The organism is Belnapia arida (assembly GCF_016773205.1).
GTDB classification, from domain to species: Bacteria; Pseudomonadota; Alphaproteobacteria; order Acetobacterales; family Acetobacteraceae; genus Belnapia; species Belnapia arida.
Genome location: NZ_JAETWB010000004.1, coordinates 116,835 through 141,175 on the forward strand (window position 1 = coordinate 116,835; position 24,341 = coordinate 141,175).

22 protein-coding genes and 1 other RNA gene are annotated in these 24,341 nt (G+C 70.5%); 11 read left to right on the top strand and 12 right to left on the bottom strand.

Features of this window, described 5'->3' with window-relative positions; translation table 11 throughout:
• Positions 1-166 precede the first annotated feature (166 nt).
• Together JMJ56_RS12250 and ssrA are read right to left on the bottom strand one after the other, a co-directional pair.
• Positions 167-649 (bottom strand): SspB family protein, encoded by a 483-nt coding sequence (locus JMJ56_RS12250; protein ID WP_202832056.1) that lies wholly within the window; start codon positions 647-649, stop codon positions 167-169.
• A gap of 74 nt (positions 650-723) precedes the next feature.
• Positions 724-1,021, bottom strand: a transfer-messenger RNA (tmRNA) gene (ssrA, locus tag JMJ56_RS12255).
• A 130-nt stretch (positions 1,022-1,151) separates the two neighbouring features.
• Between ssrA and thyX the strand changes: the two genes are divergently transcribed.
• Positions 1,152-2,093, top strand: coding sequence for an FAD-dependent thymidylate synthase (gene thyX, locus JMJ56_RS12260; RefSeq protein WP_202832215.1), 942 nt, complete (start codon positions 1,152-1,154; stop codon positions 2,091-2,093).
• Positions 2,090-2,398 (top strand): hypothetical protein, encoded by a 309-nt coding sequence (locus JMJ56_RS12265; RefSeq protein WP_202832057.1) that lies wholly within the window; start codon positions 2,090-2,092, stop codon positions 2,396-2,398. The genes thyX and JMJ56_RS12265 overlap by 4 nt, the downstream gene beginning before the upstream one ends.
• A 4-nt stretch (positions 2,399-2,402) precedes the next feature.
• Here JMJ56_RS12265 and JMJ56_RS12270 read toward each other — a convergent pair whose 3' ends face one another.
• Positions 2,403-3,515 carry an Mrp/NBP35 family ATP-binding protein gene (locus JMJ56_RS12270; protein ID WP_202832058.1) on the bottom strand — a complete coding sequence of 371 codons (1,113 nt, stop codon included), beginning with the start codon at positions 3,513-3,515 and terminating at the stop codon, positions 2,403-2,405.
• A 194-nt stretch (positions 3,516-3,709) separates the two neighbouring features.
• On the opposite strand from JMJ56_RS12270, the gene hflK reads away from it, so the two are divergent.
• The 3 genes from hflK (at position 3,710) to JMJ56_RS12285 (ending at position 7,514) form a co-directional block, all read left to right on the top strand.
• On the top strand, positions 3,710-4,903 hold the full coding sequence (gene hflK / locus JMJ56_RS12275) for an FtsH protease activity modulator HflK (protein ID WP_202832059.1): 1,194 nt from the start codon (positions 3,710-3,712) through the stop codon (positions 4,901-4,903).
• Entirely contained in the window at positions 4,900-5,784 is an 885-nt protein-coding gene (gene hflC / locus JMJ56_RS12280; protein ID WP_202832060.1) for a protease modulator HflC, read from the top strand. The genes hflK and hflC overlap by 4 nt, the downstream gene beginning before the upstream one ends.
• Before the next feature lie 146 nt (positions 5,785-5,930).
• Entirely contained in the window at positions 5,931-7,514 is a 1,584-nt protein-coding gene (locus JMJ56_RS12285) for a DegQ family serine endoprotease (protein ID WP_202832061.1), read from the top strand.
• 39 nt (positions 7,515-7,553) lie between these two features.
• Here the strand turns inward: JMJ56_RS12285 and rutA are convergent, their stop codons facing one another.
• Both rutA and serB read right to left on the bottom strand, forming a co-directional pair.
• Positions 7,554-8,633: a pyrimidine utilization protein A gene (gene rutA / locus JMJ56_RS12290; RefSeq protein WP_202832062.1), complete on the bottom strand. Its 1,080-nt coding sequence runs from the start codon at positions 8,631-8,633 to the stop codon at positions 7,554-7,556.
• A gap of 40 nt (positions 8,634-8,673) precedes the next feature.
• On the bottom strand, positions 8,674-9,567 hold the full coding sequence (gene serB / locus JMJ56_RS12295) for a phosphoserine phosphatase SerB (protein ID WP_202832063.1): 894 nt from the start codon (positions 9,565-9,567) through the stop codon (positions 8,674-8,676).
• Between the two features lie 29 nt (positions 9,568-9,596).
• Here serB and miaA point away from each other — a divergent pair, with 29 nt between their 5' ends.
• From miaA to ilvC, 4 genes are all read left to right on the top strand, one after another.
• Positions 9,597-10,541 (top strand): tRNA (adenosine(37)-N6)-dimethylallyltransferase MiaA, encoded by a 945-nt coding sequence (gene miaA / locus JMJ56_RS12300; RefSeq protein WP_202832064.1) that lies wholly within the window; start codon positions 9,597-9,599, stop codon positions 10,539-10,541.
• 87 nt (positions 10,542-10,628) lie between these two features.
• Positions 10,629-12,419 carry an acetolactate synthase 3 large subunit gene (locus JMJ56_RS12305; RefSeq protein WP_202832065.1) on the top strand — a complete coding sequence of 597 codons (1,791 nt, stop codon included), beginning with the start codon at positions 10,629-10,631 and terminating at the stop codon, positions 12,417-12,419.
• A gap of 69 nt (positions 12,420-12,488) precedes the next feature.
• Positions 12,489-13,013 (top strand): acetolactate synthase small subunit, encoded by a 525-nt coding sequence (gene ilvN / locus JMJ56_RS12310; protein WP_202832066.1) that lies wholly within the window; start codon positions 12,489-12,491, stop codon positions 13,011-13,013.
• Between the two features lie 34 nt (positions 13,014-13,047).
• On the top strand, positions 13,048-14,064 hold the full coding sequence (ilvC, locus tag JMJ56_RS12315) for a ketol-acid reductoisomerase (protein WP_202832067.1): 1,017 nt from the start codon (positions 13,048-13,050) through the stop codon (positions 14,062-14,064).
• A gap of 38 nt (positions 14,065-14,102) precedes the next feature.
• Here the strand turns inward: ilvC and JMJ56_RS12320 are convergent, their stop codons facing one another.
• Both JMJ56_RS12320 and cysK read right to left on the bottom strand, forming a co-directional pair.
• The gene (locus JMJ56_RS12320; protein ID WP_202832068.1) at positions 14,103-14,603 is read right to left on the bottom strand and encodes a cupin domain-containing protein; all 501 of its coding nucleotides are present in this window, start codon (positions 14,601-14,603) and stop codon (positions 14,103-14,105) included.
• Positions 14,604-14,629: 26 nt separating this feature from the next.
• The gene (gene cysK, locus JMJ56_RS12325; RefSeq protein WP_202832069.1) at positions 14,630-15,592 is read right to left on the bottom strand and encodes a cysteine synthase A; all 963 of its coding nucleotides are present in this window, start codon (positions 15,590-15,592) and stop codon (positions 14,630-14,632) included.
• Between the two features lie 105 nt (positions 15,593-15,697).
• Between cysK and JMJ56_RS12330 the strand changes: the two genes are divergently transcribed.
• Together JMJ56_RS12330 and JMJ56_RS12335 are read left to right on the top strand one after the other, a co-directional pair.
• Positions 15,698-16,666: a tripartite tricarboxylate transporter substrate binding protein gene (locus JMJ56_RS12330; protein ID WP_202832070.1), complete on the top strand. Its 969-nt coding sequence runs from the start codon at positions 15,698-15,700 to the stop codon at positions 16,664-16,666.
• Positions 16,663-17,406, top strand: a complete 744-nt coding sequence (locus JMJ56_RS12335; RefSeq protein WP_202832071.1) for an enoyl-CoA hydratase/isomerase family protein — start codon at positions 16,663-16,665, stop codon at positions 17,404-17,406. Before JMJ56_RS12330 ends, JMJ56_RS12335 begins: the two co-directional genes overlap by 4 nt.
• 3 nt (positions 17,407-17,409) lie before the next feature.
• Here the strand turns inward: JMJ56_RS12335 and JMJ56_RS12340 are convergent, their stop codons facing one another.
• From JMJ56_RS12340 to JMJ56_RS12360, 5 genes are all read right to left on the bottom strand, one after another.
• The gene (locus JMJ56_RS12340) at positions 17,410-18,447 is read right to left on the bottom strand and encodes a TRAP transporter substrate-binding protein (protein WP_202832072.1); all 1,038 of its coding nucleotides are present in this window, start codon (positions 18,445-18,447) and stop codon (positions 17,410-17,412) included.
• Positions 18,448-18,473: 26 nt separating this feature from the next.
• Positions 18,474-19,778 (bottom strand): TRAP transporter large permease, encoded by a 1,305-nt coding sequence (locus JMJ56_RS12345; RefSeq protein ID WP_202832073.1) that lies wholly within the window; start codon positions 19,776-19,778, stop codon positions 18,474-18,476.
• Positions 19,775-20,380, bottom strand: coding sequence for a TRAP transporter small permease subunit (locus tag JMJ56_RS12350; protein ID WP_202832074.1), 606 nt, complete (start codon positions 20,378-20,380; stop codon positions 19,775-19,777). The genes JMJ56_RS12345 and JMJ56_RS12350 overlap by 4 nt, the downstream gene beginning before the upstream one ends.
• On the bottom strand, positions 20,377-21,300 hold the full coding sequence (locus JMJ56_RS12355) for a polysaccharide deacetylase family protein (protein WP_236037696.1): 924 nt from the start codon (positions 21,298-21,300) through the stop codon (positions 20,377-20,379). The genes JMJ56_RS12350 and JMJ56_RS12355 overlap by 4 nt, the downstream gene beginning before the upstream one ends.
• A 116-nt stretch (positions 21,301-21,416) precedes the next feature.
• Positions 21,417-24,341, bottom strand: coding sequence for a PAS-domain containing protein (locus JMJ56_RS12360; protein ID WP_202832075.1), 2,925 nt, complete (start codon positions 24,339-24,341; stop codon positions 21,417-21,419).

The following is a 24,341-nucleotide window of genomic DNA, read 5'->3' on the forward strand; positions in this document are numbered from 1 at the left end:
GTGCCGACACCGGGCCGGCGTCGACGTCGTGCGAAGGCACGCGGAGGGTGTCTTGGGGAGGGGTCACGGGCGGTCTCCGCGCAGGGAGCGCCGCCGATGGGCCACCGGCGGCGCGATCATCACCCGGCATTAGCCCAGAGGCGAGGCCAAGCCAACCGGCAGAGGATCAGTCGCGGGCCGGCCGGCGGCGGAAGCTGTCGAGGCTGACGACTTGGCTTGGCTCTGCGGCAGCGGCCGCGGTGGCGGGCTCCGATGCCATCTCCTGCGCAGGCATCGCCTGGAAGCGCAGGCCGAAGCGGACGGAGGGGTCGGCGAAGGCGGTCAGCGCGGCGAAGGGCACGGTCAGCATGGCCGGGACACCACCGAAGGAGAGGCCGACGGAGAAGCTGCCGGCGCTGCGGTCCACGACGAGGTCCCAGAACTTGTGCTGCAGCACGACCGTCATTTCCTGCGGATAGCGGGCGCGGAGATGGCCGGGCATGGCGACGCCCGGATGGTCGGTGCGGAAGGTAATGTAGAAATGGTGCTCGCCGGGCAGGCCATGCTTGGCGGCATGCGCCAGCGCATCCTGCACCACGGCGCGCAGGGCTTCCTCCGTCCAAACGGCGTAGGGCAGAAGGCTCTCAGGACGGGTTGACGAATCGCTCATGCATCGAACTCCCCCTCCATATAGTGCGATTTTACTCAATCACGGAAGTGGGAGTATAAGATCGACATGCAGAAAGTGGGGGGCTTCTGTTGCCCGGCGCCCCCCGAGCCGCGCTTACCTATTCCTAGGCAGCGAGTGCGACAGCCTCGCGGCTGTTATCGTTCGCACTTAGAATCGGCCCGATGACGGCGGAACCATGCCGGGCAAAAGCGGCTTCTTTACCACGCGCGTCGAGCCTGTTTCGCCCCCGTTATGGTGGAGGCGCCGGGCACTGCCCCCGGGTCCGCAACGATTATTCCAAGCCGTGTTTATCACCATAGTCGCCGAAGCGACGGACCAGATGTAGGCGCTCCGGCCGCCGAAAGCGAGGGGGCGATGTCGCTCATCTCGCGGTGAGCCACCCGGCGATGCGCCGGTGCCACACCCGCCCCTATCATCCCCCATCGTCGTGGCGCGGCGGGCGGCGCTGGGCTACATCCCGACCCAGCACGAAGGACCGCCCATGCCGCTTACCGACGACCAGCAGCAGGAGATCGAGGCCGCCCGCGCCGCCGAGGGCCGCACCCGCCGCCCTGTCGCGCCGGGGCTGGAGGCGCTGCTCTATCGGGCGGTGCCGGTGCTCGACCACGGTTTCGTCCGGGTCATCGACTATATGGGCGACGATGCGGCGGTGGTGCAGGCCGCGCGCGTCTCCTACGGCCGCGGCACCCGCGCCGCCAATGAGGACCGAGGCCTGATCCGCTACCTGATGCGGCACCGCCACTCGACGCCCTTCGAGATGTGCGAAATCAAGTTCCACGTAAAGCTGCCGATCTTCATCGCCCGGCAGTGGATCCGGCACCGCACCGCGAACGTGAACGAGTACTCGGCACGCTATTCCATCCTCGACCGGGAATTCTACATCCCGGCACCCGAGCAGCTCGCCGCGCAATCCACCGCCAACCGGCAGGGCCGCGGCGATGTGCTGGCGGGCGAGGAAGCGGCGCGGGTGCTCGATCTGCTGCGCGGCGACGCCATGCAGGCCTATGACCACTATGCCTGGATGCTGAACGAGGATGCCGAGGGCCAGCCGCTCGACCGGGCCCGCCAGGGCCTGGCGCGCGAGCTGGCGCGGATGAACCTGACGCTCAACACCTATACCCAGTGGTACTGGAAGGCTGACCTCCACAACCTTCTCAACTTCCTCTCGCTGCGCGCCGATTCCCATGCCCAGTACGAGATCCGCGCCTATGCCGACGCCATGCTGGAGATGGTGAGGGCCTGGGTGCCCGCCTGCCACGAGGCCTTCGTCGACTACCGCATGGGCGCCGCGACGCTCTCGGCCGGGATGCTGGCGATCGTCCGGCGGATGCTGGCCGGCGAGCCGGTGGAGCAGCCCGGCAGCGGCCTCTCCAAGCGGGAATGGCGCGAGCTGATGGAGATGCTGGGGCGCCCCGCCGCATGAGCCGGAGCCCTGGCGGCAAGGATGCCGGCAGCCCGGGCGGCGCCGCCCGCCCGGCGCCGAAGCCCCGCGCCTCGCGCGCCGGCCGCCCGGTAGGCCGCCCCGCCGCGCCGCGCGCGGCGCGGGCGCCGGTACCGGATTCGCCACTGGCCGGTTGGCGGCGCTGGCTCTGGGTCGGCGTGCTGGTCTTCGCCGTGCTGATCGGCCTGCCGCTGGCCCATGCCCTGTTCGGCGAGGTAGTGGCGCTGCTCGGCGGGACGCTGCTGCTCGGCGTCCTGCTCGGGCGCTGGACGGCGCCGCGCCGCTGACCCGCTACTCGATGACGATCCGCGGCCCGGCTGGTGCCTCCGCGCCGTTCAGCTTGTCCCAGAGCCTCGTGGCCATGCGGCGGTAGGCCTGCGCCTCCTCCGTCTCCGGCCGGGCGGCGACGATCGGCGTGCCGGCATCGGCCAGCAGGCGGATGTCGAGCTTCAGCGGCAGCTCGCCGAGGAATTCGACGCCCATCCTCGCCGCCTCGGCCCGCGCGCCGCCATGGCCGAAGAGCTCCTCCCGGTGCCCGCAATTCGGGCAGCAATAGTAGGACATGTTCTCGATGACCCCGAGCACGGGGACATTCACCTTCTCGAACATCTTCACCCCTCGCCGGGCGTCGATCAGCGCCACGTCCTGTGGCGTCGAGACGATGACGGCGCCAGCCAGCGGCACCCGCTGCGACATGGTGAGCTGCGCGTCGCCGGTGCCGGGCGGCATGTCCACGACCATGATGTCGAGCGCGCCCCACTCCACCTGGCCCATCAGCTGCTCGAGCGCGCCCATCACCATCGGGCCACGCCAGATCATCGCCGTCTCCTCCTCGACGAGGAAGCCGATGGACATGGCCTTCAACCCCCAGCGGCTGATCGGGATGATCCGCTGGCCTTCGGTGCGCGGCCGCTCCCGCGTGCCGAGCATCTGGGGGAGAGAGGGGCCGAAGATGTCGGCGTCGAGCAGCCCGACCCGCAACCCCTCGGCGGCCAGCGCCACGGCGAGGTTCACCGCCGTCGTTGACTTGCCGACGCCGCCCTTGCCGGAGGCAATGGCGATGATCTTCTTAACCTCGGGCAGCAGCATCGGGCCTTGGCCGGCAGGCGCCTTGGGCCCCGGGCGCGGCGGGGCGGCGGGGGCCGCCGGGGCCGGGCGATGCGCCGTCAGCACCGCCGTCGCGCTCAGTACGCCGGGCACGCCGGCCGCAGCGCGCTCGGCCGCCAGGCGCAACGGCTCCATCTGCGGCGCCCGCTCACGCGGCACGGCGAGGGCGAACTGCACCAGCCCGTCCCGCGCCGCCAGCCCCTGCACCATGCCGGAGGAAACGATGTCCTGCCCCGTCGCCGGATCGCGCACCGCGCGCAGTATATTCCGGACCGTATCGACCAGTTGTTCGGACATCGCTTGAAAACCCTCCGCTTCCGGCCAATATCGCGCGCGCCTGGGGCGCTCTGCAGCGTGCGGGCACCCGTCGCCCGGCCGGGCGTGTCATATGGCCGGGTGCCGCCGCGCATCCAGCCCCAAACGCGCCGCCAGGTGTGTCCAGGGTCCTGCCGGCGGTCAAAACGATCAATCGGTGGAGGCCGGACCAAACGATGGCGCTGAACAGTGGCGGACCCAGCCCCTGGGGGAATCCCCGACCGGGCGGGCCGTGGGGGACACCTCCACCCGGGCCACCGGGGGGCGGCCGCGGCCCGGGCGGGCCGGGACCTGACCTCGACGACCTGATCCGCCGCGCGCAGGACTGGGTCCGCGGTTTCTTGCGCACGCCGCGGGGCGGTGGCAGCGGGCGGGCGGCCGCATTGCTGGCCTTGCTCGTCCTTGGCGTCTGGGCAGCGAGCGGCATCTACCGCGTCCAGCCGGACGAGGAGGGCGTGGTGCTGCGCTTCGGCGCCTATCACCGCAATGCCCCGCCCGGCCTGAATTACCACATTCCCTGGCCGGTCGAGACCGCGCTGACGCCGCGCGTCACCACCGAGAACCTAGTCTTCATCGGCTTCCGCTCGGCCGATGCCAGCGCCCCGCGCGCCGGCGCCGGCCGCGATGTGCGGGAGGAGTCGCTGATGCTGACCGGCGACGAGAACATCATCGATATCGACTTCGTGGTGCGCTGGCGCGTGCGTGACGCCTCCGAGTTCCTGTTCAACACCCGGAACCCGGAAAACACCATCAAATCGGCCGCCGAAAGCATGATGCGCGAGGTGATCGGCCGCACGCCGATCCAGCCGGCGCTGACTGAGGCGCGCGCCCAGATCGAGACCCAGGTGGCCCAGGGTACCCAGGCGATCCTCGACCAGTACAAGGCGGGCGTCGTCGTCACCCAGGTGCAGCTGCAGAAGGTCGACCCGCCCTCCGAGGTGATCGAGGCCTTCCGCGACGTGCAGCGCGCCGCGGCCGACAAGGAGCGCTCCCGCAACGAGGCCGAGGCCTATCGCAACGACATCATCCCCCGCGCCCGCGGCGAGGCGGAGCGGATGATCCAGGAGGCCCAGGGCTACCGCGACAGCCAGGAGGCCCGGGCCAAGGGTGAGGCGACGCGCTTCGTCAGCGTGCTCGGCGCCTATCGCCAGGCTCAGGACATCACGATGCGCCGGCTCTATCTCGAAACCATGGAGGACATCCTGCGGCGCAACCCGAAGGTCATCGTGGATGACCGGCTGCAGGGGCTGGTGCCCTTCCTGAACCTGACGGACCCGCCGGCCCGCGGCGGCAGCCGCCCGGCCCCGTCTTCGCCGCCGACGCTGCCGAGCATGCCGCGCGGTGCGCAGACGCAGGGAGGCACGCGATGAACCGCCTTGCCGTTGCCGGCGTGGTGCTGCTCTTCGCGCTCTTCGCCGTGCTCTCCTCGCTCTTCACCGTGCACCAGACGCAGCAGGTGCTGATCACCCAGTTCGGCGAGCCACGCCGGGTGGTGCGGGAGCCGGGGCTGAACATGAAGGTGCCCTTCATCCAGACGGTGATCGCCTTCGACCGCCGCCTGCTCGACTTCGATGCGCAGGGGCAGGAGGTGATTCTCGGCGATCAGCGGCGGATCGTGGTGGATACCTTCACCCGCTACCGCATCACCGACCCGCTGCGCTTCTACCAGACGGTGGGCGCGACCGAGAACGGCATCCGCCTGCGGCTCGGGCCGATCGTCTCCTCGACCCTGCGGAACACCCTCGGCAGCGAGACGCTGCTGGCGGTGCTCTCGGCCGACCGCGCCCGGATCATGGGCGAGATTCGCCAGCGGGTGAACACCGAGGCGCAGAGCTTCGGCATCGAGGTGACGGATGTGCGCATCCGCCGTGCCGACCTGCCGGAGGAGAACACCCAGGCCATCCTGTCCCGCATGCAGTCGGAGCGCGAGCGCGTCGCCCGGGAGCAGCGGGCGGAGGGCGCCGAGCAGGCCCAGCGCATCCGCGCCGCGGCCGAGCGCGACCGGACGGTGCTGATCGCCGAGGCGCAGTCCCAGGCCGAGATCCTGCGCGGCCAGGGCGAGCAGACCGCCATCCGCATCTTCGCCGAGGCCTTCCAGCAGGACCCGGAGTTCTTCCAGTTCTGGCGGACCATGCAGGCGATGCGGGAGGCCTTCTCCGATGGCGAAACGCGGATGCTGCTGAGCCCGGAGAGCGACTTCTTCAAGTACTTCCGCAGCATCCCGACGCCGGGCGCGGTGCGGACGCCCTGAGCGGACGGGGCGCGGTGCCGGGCCGCGCCCCTCCTCGTTCCGGCTGGCGGATTGGGCACCAGCCACCATCTAGCCTAGCCTGTCGTTCAGTCCTTCCGGCGGGTGCCGCGTTGAAGCGGCACCCTTTCGCAATTGAGGTGTCGCCGATGCGCCTAGCCCATCCCCTCCTTGCCCTGGTGATCGCCGGCCTGCCGGCGCTGGCCCAGGGCCAGCCCGCGCCGGGCACGCCCGCGCAGGTGGCACCGCTGCCTGCCCCACCCGCCGCGGTGCCGCCCACCAATGCGCCGCCGGCGATGCCGATGCGGGACGTGCCGCCCTCCTTCGCACCGCTGGCGCGCCAGCTCCTCCCAGCGGTGGTCAACATTTCGACGACCCAGAACTCCCAGGCCCGGGCCAATCGGCCGGATGCGCCGGACATGCCCCAGGCCCCGCCCGGCAGTCCCTTCGAGGAATTCTTCCGCGATTTCTTCAACCGCAACCGGCCGGGACAGCCGGGCCAGCCGGGGCAGGGGCCGGAGCAGCAGCGGCCGCGCCGGGCGCAGTCGCTCGGCTCCGGCTTCATCATCGACACCAGCGGCATCGTGGTGACCAACAACCACGTCATCGACGGCGCCGACGAGATCAACGTCATCCTCCAGGACAACACGTCGATCCGGGCCGAGCTGCTGGGGACCGACCCGCGGACGGACCTCGCCGTGCTGCGGATCAAGACCGACAAGCCGCTGCATGCCGTGCAGTTCGGCGACAGCGACTCGGCGCAGGTCGGCGACTGGGTGCTGGCGATCGGCAATCCCTTCGGCCTCGGCGGGACGGTCACGGCCGGCATCGTCTCGGCCCGCGGGCGGGACATCCGCCAGGGCATGTATGACGACTTCATCCAGACGGACGCCGCCATCAACCGCGGCAATTCCGGCGGGCCGCTGTTCAACCTGGACGGCCAGGTCGTCGGCATCAACACCGCGATCTACTCGCCTTCCGGCGGGTCGATCGGCATCGGCTTCTCCATCCCGGCCAACCTGGCGCGCAACATCACCGCGCAGCTGAGGGACGGCGGCAAGGTGCGGCGCGGCTGGCTCGGCGTGAACATCCAGCAGGTGACGGACGAGATCGCCGAGAGCCTCGGGCTCCAGGGCGGCGGTCGAGGGGCGTTGGTGGCCCGTGCCCAGGAGGACGGCCCGGCTGCCAAGGCCGGCATCCGCAACGGGGACGTGGTGCTCCGCTTCAACGGGCAGGAGGTGCGGGAGATGCGCACCCTGCCGCGCATCGTGGCGGAGACGCCGGTCGGCCGGCCGGTGCCGGTGGTGGTCTGGCGCGACGGGCGCGAGCAGACGGTCAACGTCACCGTCGGCGAGCTGCCTGGCGAGCCGCAGCAGGCCGCGGCGACGCCCGCCCCGCAGGCGAACCGGCCGACGGAGCTCTCCGGCCTCGGCCTCCGCGTCGCGCCGATCTCGCCGGAGACGCGGGAGCGGTTCAGCCTGAAGCCGGACCAGCGCGGCGTGGTCGTCATGGAGGTGGCGCCCGACAGCCCCGCCGCCGAGCGGGAGCTGCGTCCCGGCGACGTCATCGTCGAGGTGCAGCAGGAGCGGGTGACGACGCCGCAGGAGGTTCAGGCGAAGCTGGAGCAGCTCCGCCGGCAGAACCGTCCCAGTGCGCTGTTGCTGATCGAGACGGCGCAGGGCCAGCGCTTCGTCCCGCTGCGGCTGCGCGGCGAGCGCGGCAGCCCGGGCTGAGGAGGCAGGGGGCCGGGTTGCCGGCCCCCGTCACGCCTGTCAGGCGGTGGCGAAGCGCCCCGCCCGGCAGCGCATCAGCGGCTGGATGCAGGTGCCGAACTCGTCCATGCCGCGCAGGAAGTCGTCGAAGACCAGCATGATGCCGCTGGTCCCCGGTACCGCGGCCGCCTCGTCCAGCAGCCGGGCGACCGTGGCATGGGAGCCGACCATCAGCCCCATGTTGAAATTCACCGCCGACTTCGCCTTCGCCATCCAGCGGGCGGTCGAGGTCTCGTCCGCCGCCGTGTCGGCGCCGGCCTGCTCGGTGAGCCAGGCCACGGCCTCGAGGTCGACCCCGTCGCGGTAGTGCTCCCAGCGCGCCTCGGCCTCCGCATCCGTCTCGGCGGCGATGACCATGTAGAGGACATAGGCGCCGACCGCGCGGCCCGTCTCCGCCGTCGCCTCGACCAGGCGGGCGATGTTGGGGGCGGTCTGCATCGGGTTGTTCACCCCGGCGCCGGCGCAGAAATTATAGTCGCCGTACTGCGCGGCAAAGCGGATGCCGGTCGGGCTCTGGCCGGCGCAGACGATCTTCACCTCGCCCTTCGGACGGGGGCTGACGCGGCAATCCTTCATCTGAAAGAATTGCCCCTTGAGATCGGTACGGCCGGTGGCCCAGAGCTCGCGCAGGATCTGCACATATTCGGCGCAATACTCATAGCGCCGGGCGAAATGCGCCTCGCCCGGCCAGAGGCCCATCTGGCTGTACTCCGCCTGCTGCCAGCCGGAGACGATGTTGACCCCGAACCGTCCGCGGGAGATGTCGTCGACGGTGGCGGCCATCCGCGCCACGATGGCGGGCGGGATGGTCAGCACCGCGACCGAGGCATAGAGGCGGATGCGGCTGGTGACCGCGGCCAGGCCCGCCATCAGGGTGAAGCTTTCGAGGTTGTGGTCCCAGAACTCGCTGGGACCGCCGAAGCCCCGCAGCTTGATCATCGAAAGGGCGAAGTCGAAGCCGTAGCGCTCCGCTCGCTGCACCACCTCGCGGTTCAGGTCGAAGCTCGGCATGTATTGCGGCGAGGTGGTGGAGATCAGCCAGCCGTTGTTGCCGATCGGAATGAAGACGCCAATATCCATCCTGCCGCTCCCGGTGTTCCCGCGCCCGGTGAGGCAAGCGCTATGCCGCGGCGATCTCCTCGGCCCGGTAACCCTGGGCGAAGAGCAGGGCGCGGAGGTCGGCATGATCCACCCGGGCCCGCGCCGCGGCCGCGACCACCGGCTTGGCCCGGAAGGCGATGCCGAGGCCGGCGGCCTGCAGCATGGCGAGGTCATTCGCCCCATCGCCCACCGTCAACGCATCGGAGAGCGGCAGGCCGTGCTCGGCCGAGAGGCGCTTCAGCGTCGCCAGCTTGGCGTCGCGGTCGAGGATCGGCTCCTCCACCATCCCGGTCAGCTTGCCATCCGCCACGCCGAGGGTGTTGGAGTAGTGGGCATGGAAGCCGAGCCTCTCCGCCACCCGTCCCGTGAAGAAGGTGAAGCCGCCGGAGACGATGGCGCAATGCGCCCCATGCGCCCGCATGGTGGCGACCAGCGCCTGGGCGCCCGGGGTGATCTCGGTCGACTTCCAGGTCTCTTCCAGTGCGGCGGCATCGAGGCCGGCGAGCAGGCCGACGCGCTCCGCCAGCGCCTCCCGGAAATCCAGCTCGCCATTCATCGAGCGGCGGGTGATGGCGGCGATGCGGTCCTTCAGCCCGGCGAAGGCCGCCAGCTCGTCCAGCGTCTCGCTGGTGACGATGGTGCTGTCCATGTCGGCCAGCAGCAGGCGCTTGCGGCGGCCCTCGGCGGGGAGGGCGATGGCATCGACCGGCGCATCCTCCAGCGTGGCGCGGGCGGCGGCGGTCGCCTGCTCCGGCGAGAGGCCGGCGAAGGGGATGTCGGCCGCCTCCTCCGGGGCGAGCCAGTCCGGCGTGCCGGCATCGGCGCCGAGATCGGCAAGCGCGGCGCGGAGGCGGGCGAGGGTGGTGGCGGCAAGGCAGCCGGCGGGGGCCACCAGGGTCAGGACATGGGACATGCGGCGCGGGATATGCCGGGGCTGGCGTCATGACGCAACGGCGGCTTGCGCTGCTCCTCGCCGGGCCGACGGCGAGCGGGAAGTCGGCCCTGGCCCTGGCTCTTGCGCAGCGTTTCGGCGGCACCGTCATCAATGCCGATTCCATGCAGCTCTACCGCGAGCTCCGCGTGCTGACCGCGCGGCCGACGCCGGAGGAGGAGGCGCTGGTGCCGCACCGGCTCTACGGCATCCGCCCGGCGGCGGAGGCGGCGAGCGTCGCCTGGTGGCGCGAGGCGGCGCTGGCCGAGATGGGGCGTGCGGAGTTTCCCATCCTCTGCGGTGGGACGGGGCTCTACTTCCTCTCGCTGACCGAGGGGCTCTCCGCCATCCCGCCCGTTCCGGCCCAGGCGCGGGCGGAGGCGCGGGCGCTGCTTGCGGCGCTCGGCGCGCCCGCCCTGCATGCGCGGCTCGATGCGGGGACGGCGGCCCTGCTCCGCCCCGGCGACAGCCAGCGCATCGCCCGGGCCTATGAGGTGCTCATCGGCACCGGGCGTGGCCTCGCCGCCTGGCAGCGGGAAGCGCCGCAGACCGGGCCGGCGCCCTGGCGCGTCGCCGCCATCCGCCTCGACCCGCCGCGGGATGTGCTGCGGGCCGCCATCGCCACCCGGTTCGATGCGATGCTGGCAGGCGGGGCGATGGAGGAGGTGCAGGCCCTGCTCACCCAGGACCTTGACCCTGTCTTGCCGGCAATGCGCGCCCACGGCGTGCCGGAACTGGCCGCCGTGCTGCGCGGCGCCATGGCACCGGAGGCGGCGCGGGAGCGGGCCATCCTCAACACCGGGCAGTACACCAAGCGGCAGGCGACCTGGTTCCGCCACCATGAATTGGCCGCCCCGAGCGAGACGCATATCATCCATGCGCGCATGACGGGCCACGCGCAATTTCAGGAAAGCAAATCGGCAGAAATCTTCGCATTTGTTGAGAAGCGGCGTTGACCAACCCGGAGGAGGGGTCTAAGCCTCCCGCTCCGCCGCGACCCGGGGTCCAACCCGGCGGGGCGATGTGTCTTCGAGGAGTCCGCCATGTCCGCCACCCTGCAGACCGCCGAGACCCGCACCATGACCGGTGCGGAGATCGTCCTTCAGGCGCTGAAGGACAATGGCGTCGAGGTCATCTTCGGCTATCCCGGCGGCGCCGTATTGCCGCTCTACGATGCGCTGTTCCAGCAGAACGCCATCCGCCACATCCTGGTGCGGCACGAGCAGGCGGCGGTGCATGCCGCGGAGGGCTATGCCCGCTCCACCGGCAAGGTCGGCGTGGTGCTGGTGACGAGCGGGCCCGGCGCGACCAATGCCGTCACCGGCCTCGTCGATGCGCTGATGGACAGCATCCCGGTGATCTGCCTGACCGGGCAGGTGCCGACACACCTCATCGGCAACGACGCCTTCCAGGAGGCGGATACCACCGGCATCACCCGGCCGGCGACCAAGCACAACTACCTGGTCAAGGACATCCGGAAGCTCGCGGGCACGGTCCACGAGGCCTTCTACGTGGCGAAGTCCGGCCGGCCCGGCCCGGTGGTGATCGACCTGCCGAAGGACATCCTGATCGGCAAGGGGCCGTACAGCGAGGCGCCGCAGGCCCCGCACCGCAGCTACCGGCCGCAGACCGAGCCCGACATGGCAAGCATCCGCGCCGCGGTGCGGCTGCTGAAGGGCGCGCGGCGGCCTATCGTCTATGCCGGCGGCGGCGTCATCAATGCCGGGCCGGAGGCCTCGCGCCTGCTCAACGAATTCGTCCACATGACGCGCATGCCTTGCACCAACACGCTGATGGGGCTCGGCGCCTTCCCGGCGGAGGATCCGCAGTTCCTCGGCATGCTGGGGATGCACGGGACCTATGAGGCGAACCTCGCCATGCATGGCTGCGACGTCATGCTGAACATCGGCGCCCGCTTCGACGACCGGGTGACGGGGCGGCTGAACGCCTTCTCGCCGAACTCGAAGAAGATCCACGCCGATATCGACCCGTCGTCCATCAACAAGAACGTCAAGGTCGACGTGGCGATCGTCGGCGATGCCGGCGCGGTGCTGAAGGCGCTGATCGAGTGCTGGCAGGCCGACGAGCAGCCGCAGGACCGGGCGGCCATCGCCGAGTGGTGGCGTGCCATCGATGGCTGGCGCGGCACGGGCTGCCTGCAGTACCGGCAGGAAGGCAGCATCATCAAGCCGCAGCATGCGGTGAAGCGCCTCTACGAGATCACCCGCGAAATGGGGCGCGAGACCTTCATCACCACCGAGGTCGGCCAGCACCAGATGTGGGCGGCGCAGTATTTCGGCTTCCAGAAGCCGAACCGCTGGATGACCTCGGGCGGGCTCGGCACCATGGGCTACGGCTTGCCGGCGGCGATGGGCGTGCAGATCGCCCACCCCGATGCGCTCGTCATCGACATCGCCGGCGAGGCCAGCATCCTGATGAACATCCAGGAAATGGGGACGCTGGCGCAGTACCGCCTGCCGGTGAAGGTTTTCATCCTGAACAACGAGTACATGGGCATGGTGCGGCAGTGGCAGGAGCTGCTGCATGGCAGCCGCTACTCGGAAAGCTATTCCGAGGCGCTGCCGGATTTCGTCCGCCTCGCCGAGGCCTTCCATGCCCGCGGCATGCGGGTGACGGAGGCGAGCCAGCTCGACGATGCGATCCGCGAGATGATCGCGCATCCCGGCCCGGTCATCGCCGACATCGCCGTTGCCAAGGACGAGAACTGCTTCCCGATGATCCCCTCGGGTGCGGCGCATAACGAGATGATCCTGGCCCCCGGCCAGAAGGGTGGCGTCACCGGCGTGACGGATGAGGGCAAGGTCCTCGTCTGACCGCGCCGCACTTGCCGATCCGTCCCGGGGCGGCTACGCCCCGCGCGCCCTCCTGCCCTTGGCTCACCGATGCCTGATTCCCTGGAAACCACGCTCCGCAACGCGACCATTGCCGTGCTCGTCGAGAACGAGGCCGGCATCCTGGCGCGCGTCGTCGGCCTCTTCTCCGGCCGCGGCTACAACATCGAGAGCCTGACCGTCGCCCCGGTCGATGCCGACAGGCGCCTGTCGCGCATCACCATCGTCACCTCGGGCACCGACATGGTGATCGAACAGATCAAGGCGCAGCTCGACCGGCTGGTGCCGGTGCACAAGGTGAGCGACCTGACGCTGGAGGGCCCGCATATCGCGCGCGAGCTGGCGCTCATCAAGGTCGTCGGCAAGGGCGAGGCGCGGATGGAGGCGCTGCGCCTCGCGGATGCCTTCCGCGCCCGAGTGGTGGATGCGACCATCGAGAGCTTCGTCTTCGAGATGACGGGAGCGGGCGAGAAGCTCGATGCCTTCATCGCGCTGATGCGGCCGATCGGCCTCGCCGAGGTGTCGCGCACCGGCGTCGTCGCCATCGCCCGTGGGCCCGGCGGTTTCGAGGCCTGATTCTTTTTTCGTTGCAGTGAGGAGGAGCGCGATCATGCGCGTGTATTACGACCGCGATGCGGATGTGAACCTGATCAAGGCCAAGCGGGTTGCGATCATCGGCTTCGGCAGCCAGGGCCATGCGCATGCGATGAACCTGCGCGACAGCGGCGTCGCCGACGTGGCGATCGGCGTGCGCCAGGGCGGTTCCTGGAAGAAGGCCGAGGGCGCCGGCTTCAAGGTCATGTCCCCGGCCGATGCGGCCAAGTGGGCCGACGTCGTCATGGTCCTCACGCCGGACGAGCTGCAGGGCGACCTCTACCGCGAGGCGCTCGGCCCGAACATGAAGGAGGGCGCCGCGCTGGCCTTCGCGCACGGCCTGAACGTCCACTTCAACCTGCTCGATCCGCGCCCCGACCTCGACGTGTTCATGATCGCGCCGAAGGGCCCGGGCCACACCGTCCGCTCCGAGTACCAGCGCGGCGGCGGCGTGCCCTGCTTGGTGGCACTCGCGCAGAACCCCTCGGGCAACGGCCTCGAGATCGCGCTCTCCTATGCTTCGGCCATCGGCGGCGGCCGCGCCGGCGTGATCGAGACGACCTTCAAGGAGGAGTGCGAGACCGACCTCTTCGGCGAGCAGACCGTGCTCTGCGGCGGCCTGGTCGAGCTGATCAAGGCCGGCTTCGAGACGCTGGTCGAGGCAGGCTATGCCCCGGAGATGGCCTATTTCGAGTGCCTGCACGAGGTGAAGCTGATCGTCGACCTCATCTATGAGGGCGGCATCGCCAACATGAACTACTCGATCTCCAACACCGCCGAATACGGCGAGTACGTGACGGGGCCCCGCATCATCACCGCCGAGACCAAGGCCGAGATGAAGCGCGTGCTCAACGACATTCAGACCGGCAAATTCGCCCGCGACTGGATGCTGGAGAACCGGGTGAACCAGGCCAGCTTCAAGGCGACCCGCCGCAAGCTCGCCGAGCACCAGATCGAGGACGTGGGCGAGAAGCTGCGCGCCATGATGCCCTGGATCAAGAAGAACGCCCTGGTCGACAAGGCGAAGAACTGAGCCGGAAGGGCGGGGGAGCCTCCCCCGCCCAACCTGCTTCACATGCCGCCGTTCTTGTGGATCGGGTCGATCCAGAGCACCTGCTCCGGCTTCTCGACCGGCTCGATGTCGAGGTTGACCACCACCGCCTCGTTGTCCGAGCGCACCAGCACGCAGCGCAGCGTCTCGTCGGTGCTGGCATTGATCTCCTGGTGCGGCACATAGGGCGGCACGAAGATGAAGTCGCCCGGTCCGGCTTCCGCGACGAATTCCAGCTTCTCACCCCAGCGCATGCGGGCGCGGCCGGAGACGATGTAGATCACGCTCTCCAGCGCGCCGTGATGGTGGGCGCCCGTCTTCGCATTCGGGTGGATATGGACCGTACCGGCCCAAATCTTCTGCGCGCCGACGCGGGCCGCGTTGATGGCCGCGGCGCGGTTCATTCCCGGGGTCTGCGCCGTGTTGGTGTCGAGCTGGTCGCCGGGGATCACCCGGACGCCGGTATGCTTCCACCCGTCATCCGGGGGCATATCGTGGCTGTGATGGCCGTCATGCGGCATGGCGTGCGCTCCTGGCTATGCCGCCATCATAGACCGGCGAAGAGCTCCGTCGACAGGTAGCGCTCGGCGAAGGAGGGGGCGATGCCGACCACCAGCCCGCCGCGCATCTCCCGCGCCACCTGCACCGCCGCATGCAGCATGGCGCCGGAGGAGATGCCGACCGGCAGCCCCTCGAGCTGCGCGCAGCGGCGGGCGGCGGCGATCGCCTCCCGCTCGGCGACGCGCATCACGCCGTCGAGCCGGTCGAGTTCCAGCACCGCCGGCTTGAACCCGGCGCCGATGCCCTGGATGCCATGCGGCCCAGGCTCGTCGCCCGAGAGCACCGCGCTCTCGGCCGGTTCCACCCCGATGATGCGGAGGCCGGTCTTGCGCGGCTTCAGCGCCCGGGCGATGCCGGTCAGCGTCCCGCCCGTGCCGAGCCCGCCGATGACGGCATCGACGGCGCCATCGGTATCGGCCCAGATCTCCTCCGCCGTGGTGGCCGCATGGATGGCGGGATTGGCGGGGTTGTCGAACTGCTTCGGCATCCAGGCGCCCGGCGTCGCGGCGAGGATGGCCTCGGCCCGCGCGATGGCGCCCGCCATGCCGCGGCGGGCCGGGGTCAGCTCCAGTTCGGCGCCCATCAGCCGCATCATCTTGCGCCGCTCGATGCTGGCGCCGTCCGGCATGACGACGATCAGCCGGTAGCCCTTGGCGGCGGCGACGAAAGCCAGCGCGATGCCGGTATTGCCCGAGGTCGGCTCCACCAGCGTGGAGCGGCCGGGGGAAATCAGCCCCTCGCGCTCGGCCGCCTCGACCATGGCAAGGCCGATGCGGTCCTTCACCGAGCCAAGCGGGTTGAAGAATTCCAGCTTGAGCGCGATGTCGGCGCCGAGGCCCTCGGCTGCCTTCAGCCGCGGCAGCCGCACCAGCGGAGTGCCGCCGACGATCTCCAGCACGCTGTCATAGATCCGCCCGCGTGGGGTCAGGGAAACATTGTCTTTCACCATGATGCATGTGGGTATCACGGTTCCACAGCCAAGATGAGGGGGTAGGGCGCTACCCAGCGCCCCGGGGCCATGCCAAGCTGGCGGCGGAGGAAACGGAGCCGACCCATGGCCCATCCAGGCACCACGCCGCGCCTCGCGCGCCGGCTGCTGCTCGCCAGCCCGCTGCTCGCCGCGCCGGCGCTTGCGCAGGGCGGGCGGGCGATCACGCTCATCGTCCCCTATCCCCCCGGCGGCAGCAGCGACAACGTCGCGCGGCCGATCCAGCAGCCGCTGGCGGAGGCGCTGGGCCAGCCGGTGCTGATCGAGAATCGCGGTGGGGCCGGAGGCTCGATCGGCGCGGCCATGGTGGCGCAGGCGAGACCCGATGGGCTGACCCTGCTGGTCTGGCCGACCGCGGTGCTGACCATCAGCCCGCATATGATGCGCCTGCCCTATGACCCGCAGCGGGACTTCACCCCCATCGCCATGCTGGCCATCTCGGATGGCGTGGTGGCGATGCACCCCTCGGTGCCGGTGCGGGACATCAGGGCGCTGGTTGCCTTTGCCAAGGCCAATCCCGGCAAGCTGCGCTTCAGCTCCGCCGGCAACGGCACCATCACCCAGATGACAGGCGAGATCTTCGCCCATGCGGCCGGCATCCGGCTGGAGCATGTCCCTTATCGCGGCTCCGCCCCGGCGCTGACCGCGTTGCTGGCCGGTGATGTGGAACTGCAATTCGACCCGGTCGCCACGCCGCCGGTGAAGGACGGGCGCCTGATCGGCCTCGCCACCACCGGCGGGACGCGGAGCCCGGAACTGCCCGAGCTGCCGACGCTGCGCGAGCTCGGCCTCTACGGCGAGGGCGGCCTCGCCTTCTTCGGCCTGGCCGGGCCGGCGGGAATGCCGCCGGAGCTGGTGGCGCGGCTGGTCGGGGCGCTGGAGCGGGTGCTGGCCCTGCCGGAGGTGGCGCGGGCCATGGCGCCGGTCGGCCTCCGTCCGCAGCTCGAGGCGGGCGAGGCCTTCGCCAACCGCATCCAGCGGGACCGGGCGATCTTCGGAGAGGCGGTGCGCCGCACGGGAGCGAAAGTGGAATGAGCTTCGAACACATCAAGGCCTGGGACGACGGCCCGGTGCGCATCGTCGCGCTCAACCGGCCGGACAAGGGCAACGCCATCACCCGGCTCATGGCCGAGGAGATCCAGGCGGCGATGCAGGACTTCGCCACCTCCGACCAGCGGGTGGCGGTGCTGACGGGGATGGGCGAGAAGGCTTTCTCCTTCGGCGCTGATGTGGGGGAGCCGCCGGAGCTCTGGCGTGCCGTCCCCAATGTCGGCTGGCAGACCGACAAGCCGCTGATCTGCGCGGTGGAGGGCTGGTGCATCGGCGGCGCGCTGGTCCTCGCCATGATGGCCGACCTCGCCGTCTGCGGGACCTCGGCGAAATTCTACTATCCGGAGGCGAAGCTCGGGTTGACGGGCGGGATGATTGCCGCACTCCCCTCCCGCATCCCGCATAAATTCGCCATGGAGCTGACCCTGCTCTGCCGCACCTTCGACGCGGCGAAGTCGGAGCGCGTCGGCCTCGTCAACGAGGTGGTGCCGGATGGCGGCGCACTGGCGAAGGCGGTCGAGTGGGGCAAGGAGATGGCCGGCTTCGCGCCGATGGTCACCGGCGCCATCAAGCGGATGGTGCTGGACGACATCCTGCCGCGCGGCCCCTCCGAGCAATGGGCCCTGCAGGGCCAGCGGCTGAACGGCATCCGCAACTCGGAGGATTTCCAGGAAGGCGTCGCCGCCTTCCGCGAACGCCGCCCGCCGCAGTTCAAGGGGCGGTAGGGCTCAGGGGATCGTATAGCCCCGCGCCGCGCCAACCGTCCGGTTCCAGGCCGCGGCGCATTCGGTCCAGACGCGGTTGCAGCTGTCGCGGAAAGTGGGCAGCACCACGCTGCTCACCGCCTCCCGCACCCGCGCATCGTCCTCGGGCGGCACGGCGCTGATGACGGCGCCGAACTTGCGCTCCGGGCATTCCGGCTTGCCGGCGAGGCAGGCCAGCGACTGCGCATCGCTCACCTGGGCGAAGCGCCACATCTCCGCCTCCAGCCCCTTGAAGGCGGCGGCCAGCGCCGCCTGCTGCTCCGGCGTGAAGCGGCGCCAAGCGGCATTGCTCATGAAATGCCCCTGGATGCCGCCCGCGACGGAAAGCGGCAGCACATGCGTCGTCACCTCGCCCCAGTTGCCGGCATAGGCGGAGACGGCGGAGGTGATGCCGCAAGTGACGAGCCCGCGCTGGAGCGAAGGATAAACCTCGGAGAATTGCAGCGTGACGGGAATGGCGCCGAAATGCTGCACCAGCGCCGTCATGCTGGGCGTGTAGCTCCGCACCTTCAGCCCGCGCAGGTCGGCCACGCTGCGGACGGGGCTGTTGCAGAAGAAGTATTGCGGTCCGAAGGGCCAGAGCGCCATGACGCGGCCATTGAAGCGCTCCTGCAGGCGCCGGTCGAAGGTCTCGCGCCCGGCCTCCACCGCCTTCTGCAGGTCGTCGATGTTGGTCGAGACGCCGATGAGGTCGAGCCCGTCGAAGAAGGGCTCGTCCCGCGCCACCTGGCCGATCAGCACCGCCATGACGTCGAAGGCGCCGCTGCGGAGATGGCGCAGCGCATCCGCCGCCTGCACGCCGATCTGGTCCATCGGGTTGAAGCTGACGGCGAGGTTCATCCCTGTCGCCTGGGGCAGCCGCGCATAGAAGGCGCGCTCGATCTCGATCTGCTTGGTGTTCTGCGAGAAATGCCCGACGGCGCGCAGCGGGATCTGCTGCGCGGGGGCGGGGAGGGCGGCGACGCAGAGCAGCGCGGCGGTCAGGGCGAGGATGCGGGTCATGGGTGCTCCGTTGGGGTTGCGGACGGTCATCCGTAGGTCAGCTTCGGCAGCCAGGTCGCCATCCGGGGGAAGGCGATGAGGAGGGCCGTCATCACCACCATGGCCAGGAAAAAGGGGATGGTGCCCTCGAAGACCTGGGCGATGGTCCCCTCCTTCCGCACTGCCTGGATGACGTAGAGCGTCATCCCGACCGGCGGGCTGATGAGGGAGATCTCGCACATCAGCACGATGAAGACGCCGAACCAGACCGGGTCGATGCCCGCGGCAACGATCACCGGGAAGACGACGGGCACGGTGCCGACCAGCATCGGCAAGGTCTCGAAGAAGACGCCGAGCAGCAGGTAGAAGACCGTCAGCGCCAGGATGAGGCCGAGCGGTGTCACGCCGATCTGCGTCACGAAGGCGCCGAGCGCGGGCGTGACGCCGAGCAAGCCGAGCACGAAATTGAGGTAGAAGGCGACGGCGAGGATCAGCAGGCTCATCGCCGTCAGCGTCGCCGTCGCGGTGAAGCAGTCGTGCAGCATGGCGATGCTGAGCCGGCCATAGAGCGCCGCGATCGGCAGCGCCGCGACGCAGGCCAGGGCCGCGCTCTCGGTCACCGTGGCCCAGCCGCTGTAGATGCTGCCCATGATGATGGCGAAGATGAGGAGCGGCGGCAGGATGTCGACCAGTCGCCGCAGCCGCACCGCCAGCCGATCCTTCGCCTCCTGCTGGCGGATCCACTCCGGCTTCAGCAGGGCCATCAGGATGATGGTCGCCATGAAAAGAAGTGTCATGACGATCCCTGGCACCACCGCCGCCGCGTAGAGCTGCCCGACCGAAGTATTGGTCATCGCGCCATAGACGATCAGCGCGATCCCCGGCGGGATCAGGTTGCCGAGCGAGGCGCCGGCGGCGATGGAGCCGAGCACCAGCCGCTCGTCGTATTTGCGGGTCCGGAAGCTCGGCAGCGCGACGGTGGAAACGGTCGCCGCCGTCGCCACGGAAGAGCCGGAGACGGCCGAGAAAATGGCCGAGGCCGCGATATTGGTGTGCAGCAGCCCGCCGGGCAGGATGTTCAGCCAGTCTGCCAGGCTGCGGTAGAGCCGGTCCGTGCTGCCGCTGCGCACCAGGATCTCGCCGAGCAGGATATAGAGCGGGATGGAGAGAAGGACGTAGTCCTCCATCGAGGCCCAAAGCTGGGTGCCGAGCGAGTCGACAAGCGCCGGGGAGAGGTAGAGGGAGGCGCCGAGCACGGCGGTGAGGAACATCGCGGTCGCCACATGCAGGCCGAGGAAGAGCAGCGCCACCAGGATGCCGAAGCCGATCGCCGCCTCGCCGACGCCGATCATGCCTTGAACTCCTCGACCGGGCCGCGCGCGAGGATGGCGCCGGCCTCGGTCTCTACCTCCTCATCGATGGTCATGGGGCCATAGAGCCGGTTCACCCGCCGCCAGTCGGTCAGCATCAGCCAGGCGGCATGCAGCGCCAGCGCCGTCGCGGTGATGGCGAAGGCGACCAGCCCCACCAGCCACAGCCCCTGCGGCAGCCACATCGGCGTGCCGAGCGGCGAATTGGCGTGGCTCTGAAACTCGATGCTTTCCTCCAGCACCCACCAGCCGCGCCAGGCGGCGAAGACCGCGAGCGCCGCGAGCAGCACATAGGCGAGCGCGTTCAGCAGCGCCCGCAGCGGCCCCGGCAGATGCGCCAGCAGGAAATCGACCCGGGTATGGGACTTCATCAGCAGCGCATGGGCGAAGCTGAGCGTCGAGAAGACGGCCAGCGTATAGGCGCCGATCTCGTCCACGCCCTGGAGCGAGATGCTCAGCAGCTTGCGGCAGAGGATCTCGGCGCAGGTGAGGAAGGCGAGGCCGAGCAGCCACCAGCCGCCGATGATGGCAACAAGGCGCACCGCCGGCTCCAGCCGCCGTGCCACCGGGTTCTCCTGCATCATGCCGGCAGCCCCATCCGGACCCGCCAATGCCGCGCGATGTCCATCCGCCGGGCGATCCAGGCGCCGGGCTGCCGGGTGACGTGCTCCAGCAGCATCTCCAATCCGCGGATGCGGCCCGGCTTGCCGATGGTCCTGAGGTGCAGCCCGACCGACATCATCCGCGGCTGGTGCGCTGCCTCCTGCATCAGCCAGTCGAAGGCGCCGATGCAGTATTCGGCGAAGTCCCGCGCCTGGACGAAGCCCTGGCCCGGGGCGAAGCGCATGTCGTTGGTGTCGAAGCTGTAGGGCAGGATGACATGCGGCCGCCCGGCAACTTCGACCAGCCGCGGCAGGTCGTCATCATAGGCGTCCGAGTCATAGAGGAAGCCGCCCCCCTCGATCAGCAACCGCCGCGTATTGACCGAGGGCGCCGATTTGGTGTGCCAGCCGACCGGGCGGGTGCCGGCGGCCCTTGCCAGCGTCTCCACCGTCGCGGCGATGACGGCCCGCTCCTGTGCCTCGGGCATGCCGGCCAGCATCTCCCAGCGCCAGCCATGGGCGCTGACCTCATGTCCGGCGGTAGCCGGAGCCGCGGCCAGCGCCGGCGTCGCCGCGACGGCGCGGCCGCAGCAGGAGAAGGTCGCCTTCACCCCGAAGCGGTCGAACAGGTCAAGGATCCGCCAGATCCCAACCCGCGAGCCATAGGCGAAATGCGTCTCCATGCAGGGATCGGGGTGGCCCTCGACCAGCTGGTGGCTCTCCGGCACGCGCTCGTTCCGCTCGTCGCCGCTGGCCATGGAGAGCTCCGCCCCTTCTTCGACATTGACGACGAAGGAGAGGGCAAGGCGGGCGCCGCCTGGCCAACGCGGATCGGGCGGGGTGCGGCCATAGCCGGCCAGGTCGCGCGTGGCGGGCGGCATCCCGCTGGGGAGGTCTGTCATGCGGCGCTCCGTTGGGCGCCGAATGAGCAGCAATGCGCGTGCCAAGCCGGAATCGGTCACGGCGGCCTGAAGCTGGCGCCGCAACGGGCAGGCTGCCCAGGCCCTGGGCGCCGTCCTCAGGCGAGGGCGGCGCTCGGCTCCGGCCCGAGTGCCGCTTCCAGCGCCGACAGAGTCTCGTCGGCGACGGCGAGGACCGAGGCGCGGAGCGCCATTGCCTCCTCCGCCGGCAGCCGCTTCGCATCGGCCTGGAACTGCCGCGCCGCCGCCGCCAGCCGGCTCGCGCCGAGCGTCGCGGCTGAGCCGGTCAGGCGGTGCGCCGCGGCAATCGCCTCGCTCGTCATCTCCGGCCCGGCGGCGCGCAGCACCCGCGTCTGCTCGGCGATTTCCTGGAGGAAGACCGGCGCCAACCGGCTCGCCGCCGCCTCGTCGAGGCCGGGGATGGTGAGCTTTCCGTTCGTCCCGCGCTGCGTCAGCAGCGGCAGCTCCGGCTGCGCCGCGGCCGCGGCGGCGGGCGGCGAAGCGACGGGCTGGGCGGTGTCCTCGCCAGCGGTCAGCCGCCCGATCGCGGCTATCAGGGCGTCCCGCTCGATCGGCTTCGCCAGATGCGCATTCATCCCGGCGGCGCGGCAGGCCGCGATGTCCTCGGCGAAGGCGCTGGCGGTGACGGCGAGGATCGGCACCTGCCCGCCCGGCGCCGGCAGCTGGCGGATGCGGCGCGTCGCCTCCAACCCGTCCATGCCGGGCATCATCACGTCCATCAGCACCAGATCGTAGGGCCGGGCCGGCGCCGACTTGGCCAGTGTCTCGAGGGCGAGTGAGCCGTCCGAGACGCAGTCCACCCGGTGCCCGCCCGACTCCAGCAGCGCCCGCGCCACCGCCAGGTTGGCCGGCACGTCATCCGCCACCAGCACGCGGAGCGCCCGCTGCTCCGCCGCCGGCGCCGCCGGCTCGGCGGGTTCGGCCTGGGGCATGGCAAGCGGCAGCAGCGGCAGCTCCACCCAGAAGACGGCGCCATGCCCGCTCGGCGAGGCGAGGTTGTCGGTGCAGCCGATGCTGCCCTCCATCTGTGCCGCGATGCCGGCGGCGATGGCGAGGCCGAGGCCGGTGCCGCCCGCCCGCTCGCCGCGGTCGAGCTGGACGAAATCGCCGAAGACGACCTTGCGCTTCGCCTCCGGCACGCCCGGCCCGGTATCCCGCACCTCGATCCGCACCAGCCGGCGGCCATCCGTGCCGGCGGGGCCGACGAGCCGCGCGATCAGTTCCACCAGCCCGCCGGCGGGGGTGAACTTCACCGCGTTGGAGAGCAGGTTGAGCAGCAGCTGGCGCAGCCGGGTCTGGTCGGCCTGGACCAGGGGCGGCAGCTCCGCCGCGACCTGGACGCGGAGCGTCAGCTGCTTCTCCTCCGCTGCCGGGCGGACCAGCGTTGCGGCGCTGTCCAGCAGCTCGCCCAGGCGGGTCGGGCCGAGCCGCAGCTCCAGCCGCCCCGCCTCCACCTTGGCGAGGTCGAGCACGTCGTTGGCGACGGTGACGAGGTGACGCCCCGCCTCCTCCAACGTCCGTGCCCGGGCGCGCTGCTCGCCCGACAGCGCGGGGTCCCGCGCCAAGGCCTGGGCGAGGCCGAGCACGCCGTTCAGCGGGGTACGCAGCTCATGGCTCATCTGGGCGAGGAAGCGGGACTTGGCCGCGGTCGCCGCCGCCGACTGGTCGCGCGCCAGGGCGAGGTCGCTCATCGCCCGCTTCAACGTAGTGATGTCGGTGCGGATGCCGACCGTGCCGCCATCCGGGGTCCGCCGCTCGCTGACCATCAGCCAGCGCCCGTCGGGGAGCAGCCGCTCGATGCTCGGGTGGTTGCCGCGGTGCCAGGCGGTGGTCTCGGTGACGAAGCGCTCGATATCCTCGCCCGCCTGTGGGTACTGGCCGCGCCGGGCGCCCTCGCGGATGATGTCCTCGAATTTGGCGCCGACGGTGATGAAGGGCGCGCTGACCGCATAGAGCTCGCGGTAGCGCTGGTTGCAGATCACCAGCCGGTCGTCCGCATCGAACATGACGAAGCCGTCGGGCATGGTCTCGATCGCGCCTTCCAGCACCGACCGCGCCCGCGCCCGCTCGGCGTCGACCCGCTCGCGCTGGCGCAGCGCGTGATAGAGCGCGGCCGCGAGCGCTGCCATCAGCACGCCGAGGCTGGCGGCGACGATGATGAGGCGCCGCCGGTCCTGCTCCCAGGCGGCGAAGGCGGCGCCCTGGTCGTAGCTCGCCACCACATGCATGTCGCGGTAGAGGATCGGCTTGGCGGCGGCCAGGACCGGCGCGTTCTGGAAGCGGCCGGGGACGAAGGCGGCGCTGCCATCCGCCGGCAGGGTGGTGGCGGGCCGGGCGAGTGGCCGCCCCATGCGCGTCTCGTCATGCGGGAGGGAAGCGAGCACCCGCCCATCCGACCGCTCCACCGAGATGCGCAGCCCCGGCACCTCGCCGATCGGGGCGAGCAGGGTGGCGACCAGGGAGACGGGCACCTCGGCCACCCCCACCACCGGGCCGATGCCGGGCAGCTCCGTGGAGCGGAGGAACATCAGCGACCACTCGCCTGTCAGCGGGTTGCGCGCCGGCCCGCTGATGACGGCGGCGCCGAGCGCGGCCGCGCTGGCCAGCGCCGCCGGCTCGATCGGTGGTGGCCGGCTGCGTGAGGCGGCCAGCGCCGCAGCCCATGGGCGTCCATCCGGCAGCACCAGCATCAGGTCGCGGAAGCTGAAATTCTGGAAATTCAGCTCGCGCAGCATGCGGTTGGCCGCCGCCTGCTCGATCCGGCCGTTGCTTCCGACCTGGTTGAGCAGGGCCGGGAGCCCGGCCAGCATGCCGTCCACGGCCAGGAAATGCCGGTTGACGGTGCTTTCGGCCACGCGGGTCACGCGCTGCACCGTCTCCCGCGCCGTCTGCTCCGCGGTGCGGTGCAGGCGGTCGATCAACAGGCTGGTGCCGAGGCCGAGCGCCAGCAGCAGCAGCAGGGCAACGAGCAGGACGGCGAGGCGGAAGCGGCGTTGCTGCAT

What these genes read in the sequence shown, in the direction of transcription:
- JMJ56_RS12350 (WP_202832074.1), bottom strand. Translation starts at nt 20,380, where the DNA reads ATGATGCAGGAGAACCCGGTGGCACGGCGGCTGGAGCCGGCGGTGCGC.
- JMJ56_RS12345 (WP_202832073.1), bottom strand. Translation starts at nt 19,778, where the DNA reads ATGATCGGCGTCGGCGAGGCGGCGATCGGCTTCGGCATCCTGGTGGCG.
- JMJ56_RS12340 (WP_202832072.1), bottom strand. Translation starts at nt 18,447, where the DNA reads ATGACCCGCATCCTCGCCCTGACCGCCGCGCTGCTCTGCGTCGCCGCC.
- JMJ56_RS12305 (WP_202832065.1), top strand. Translation starts at nt 10,629, where the DNA reads ATGTCCGCCACCCTGCAGACCGCCGAGACCCGCACCATGACCGGTGCG.
- cysK (WP_202832069.1), bottom strand. Translation starts at nt 15,592, where the DNA reads ATGGTGAAAGACAATGTTTCCCTGACCCCACGCGGGCGGATCTATGAC.
- JMJ56_RS12360 (WP_202832075.1), bottom strand. Translation starts at nt 24,341, where the DNA reads ATGCAGCAACGCCGCTTCCGCCTCGCCGTCCTGCTCGTTGCCCTGCTG.
- hflK (WP_202832059.1), top strand. Translation starts at nt 3,710, where the DNA reads ATGGCGCTGAACAGTGGCGGACCCAGCCCCTGGGGGAATCCCCGACCG.
- hflC (WP_202832060.1), top strand. Translation starts at nt 4,900, where the DNA reads ATGAACCGCCTTGCCGTTGCCGGCGTGGTGCTGCTCTTCGCGCTCTTC.
- JMJ56_RS12320 (WP_202832068.1), bottom strand. Translation starts at nt 14,603, where the DNA reads ATGCCGCATGACGGCCATCACAGCCACGATATGCCCCCGGATGACGGG.
- rutA (WP_202832062.1), bottom strand. Translation starts at nt 8,633, where the DNA reads ATGGATATTGGCGTCTTCATTCCGATCGGCAACAACGGCTGGCTGATC.
- ilvC (WP_202832067.1), top strand. Translation starts at nt 13,048, where the DNA reads ATGCGCGTGTATTACGACCGCGATGCGGATGTGAACCTGATCAAGGCC.
- ilvN (WP_202832066.1), top strand. Translation starts at nt 12,489, where the DNA reads ATGCCTGATTCCCTGGAAACCACGCTCCGCAACGCGACCATTGCCGTG.
- JMJ56_RS12330 (WP_202832070.1), top strand. Translation starts at nt 15,698, where the DNA reads ATGGCCCATCCAGGCACCACGCCGCGCCTCGCGCGCCGGCTGCTGCTC.
- miaA (WP_202832064.1), top strand. Translation starts at nt 9,597, where the DNA reads ATGACGCAACGGCGGCTTGCGCTGCTCCTCGCCGGGCCGACGGCGAGC.
- JMJ56_RS12270 (WP_202832058.1), bottom strand. Translation starts at nt 3,515, where the DNA reads ATGTCCGAACAACTGGTCGATACGGTCCGGAATATACTGCGCGCGGTG.
- JMJ56_RS12250 (WP_202832056.1), bottom strand. Translation starts at nt 649, where the DNA reads ATGAGCGATTCGTCAACCCGTCCTGAGAGCCTTCTGCCCTACGCCGTT.
- JMJ56_RS12265 (WP_202832057.1), top strand. Translation starts at nt 2,090, where the DNA reads ATGAGCCGGAGCCCTGGCGGCAAGGATGCCGGCAGCCCGGGCGGCGCC.
- JMJ56_RS12355 (WP_236037696.1), bottom strand. Translation starts at nt 21,300, where the DNA reads ATGACAGACCTCCCCAGCGGGATGCCGCCCGCCACGCGCGACCTGGCC.
- thyX (WP_202832215.1), top strand. Translation starts at nt 1,152, where the DNA reads ATGCCGCTTACCGACGACCAGCAGCAGGAGATCGAGGCCGCCCGCGCC.
- JMJ56_RS12285 (WP_202832061.1), top strand. Translation starts at nt 5,931, where the DNA reads ATGCGCCTAGCCCATCCCCTCCTTGCCCTGGTGATCGCCGGCCTGCCG.
- serB (WP_202832063.1), bottom strand. Translation starts at nt 9,567, where the DNA reads ATGTCCCATGTCCTGACCCTGGTGGCCCCCGCCGGCTGCCTTGCCGCC.
- JMJ56_RS12335 (WP_202832071.1), top strand. Translation starts at nt 16,663, where the DNA reads ATGAGCTTCGAACACATCAAGGCCTGGGACGACGGCCCGGTGCGCATC.